Here is a 1,800-nt window from a genome sequence, read left to right on the forward strand (position 1 = left end):
AACACGAGTCTGGCACTAGAGGAGGGGGAGGTACTCTACCTGCTCGGGCCTAACGGTACTGGCAAGACCTCTCTGATAAGGAGCATCGTCGGCTACCCCGGGTACAACATCGTGAGAGGTAGAGTCCTCCTCGAAGGCGAGGACTTGACGGGGAAGCCCATGGAGTACAGGGTCTCGAGGGGGCTCGGCCTCGCACACCAGTTACCCCCCAAGCTGAGCGGCCTAAGGGTGAGGGCGCTCCTAGAGGCCATCTGCTCTAGGACCAAGTGCTCCGCCGACGAGATAGCCTCGGCGCTACAAATACAGTACCTGCTGGACAGGGACTTCGGGAGGGGCTTCTCAGGCGGAGAGCTGAAGAGGGTCGAGCTCGCAACACTCCTCGCGATGAGGCCGAAGGTCGGCCTAATAGACGAGCCCGACAGCGGTGTGGACGTTGACTCCGTCAAGGTGATCGCTGACGGGATCAGGGCCCTCATGGGTGTCTCGAGGTCGGTCCTCATTGTGACCCACAGCGCCTTGATATCAAAGTACATTAGGCCTACAAGAGTATGCCTGATGTTGAACAGGCGCATACAGTACTGTGGGGGCCCTGAACTAGTGGAGGAGGTGTTCGAGCACGGCTTCAAGGGGCTGGTTAGAGGAGATCAGGTCTAGAGCCCGCGCCGCCCTGTCAAAGCCGGCGACGTACGGCGACGACGTCGACCTGGCAGAGTATACAGAGGCTATCGGGAGAGGAGACTTCGACCCCGCCAGGGCAGAGGAAGTGGGGTTCACAACGTCCAGTAGGGCCTACTACCTCCAGATCGACCAGAACTACTTCAAGTACCTAAGCAGGTTCAGCGGCGTGGAGATCATGACGACGAGGGAGTTCGTCGAGAACAGGCCCGACGAGGCGAGGGAGTACTACTGGAGGCTGATAGACCCGGCGAGGGACAAGTACACCGCCGCGGCCGCGCTCCTCGAGAGGGGGGGTTACTACATCAGGGTTAAGAGGAACACGAGGCTACAGGAGCCTATACTGGCGTGCCTCTTCCTAAGTACGCGGGGCATACAGGCACCGCACAACATCGTGGTGGTCGAGGAGGGGGCCGAAGCCGTCGTCACGACGGGCTGCACTATAGCCCCCGAGATGGCCGGTGTCCACATCGGGATATCGGAGTTCTACGTGGGCGAGAGGGCGAAGCTCACCTTCGTAATGGTGCACTCCTGGAACCACGTCTCTCACGTCAGGCCCAGGACTGCCGTTGTAGTAGGCGACGAGGGCTACTACCTCAACTACTACGCTAACCTGTCTAGGGTGAGGACGCTCCAGACCTACCCCGAGGTGAAGCTCGGCACGAGGGCTAGAGCGGGGGTCTACTCGGTTATACTCGGACTGGGAAGAGCGTCCATAGACTACGGGGGCGCGGTCTACTTGGACGGGGACGAGGCGAGCGCCGAGGTTGTGTCGAAGGCCCTCGCCAGGGAGGAGGCGAGAGTAGTCACGCGCGGCAGGCTCCACGCCAGGGGTAGGGGGTCGAAGGGGCACCTGGAGTGCAGGGGGCTCATGCTTTCCGAAAAGGCCTACATGTTGGCGGTCCCCGAGCTGTCCTCGGACACTCTGGACGCGACTCTCACACACGAAGCATCCATCGGCAGGCTGGCCGAGGAGGAGGTTAACTACCTGGTGAGCAAGGGCTTCAAGAGAGACGAGGCGGTCAGCCTACTCGTGAAGGGGTTCATCAGCGTAGAGGAGAACGTGTTCCCCCCTAAGGTGAGGGGGATCATCAGCAGCGTCGAGAAGCTAGTTGTCGAGAAGTC

General features: G+C 60.8%; 2 protein-coding genes. Both read left to right on the forward strand.

The features are described from left to right. Positions 1–654 (forward strand): ATP-binding cassette domain-containing protein (locus ACP5VX_RS07170; RefSeq protein WP_428725194.1); only part of this gene is annotated, 654 nt, incomplete at its 5' end. A 109-nt stretch (positions 655–763) separates the two neighbouring features. Further along, on the forward strand, positions 764–1,800 hold a 1,037-nt coding region (locus ACP5VX_RS07175; protein WP_428725195.1), incomplete at its 3' end, for a SufB/SufD family protein.

Source organism: Thermogladius sp. (assembly GCF_049970955.1).
Lineage (GTDB): Archaea > Thermoproteota > Thermoprotei_A > Sulfolobales > Desulfurococcaceae > Thermogladius.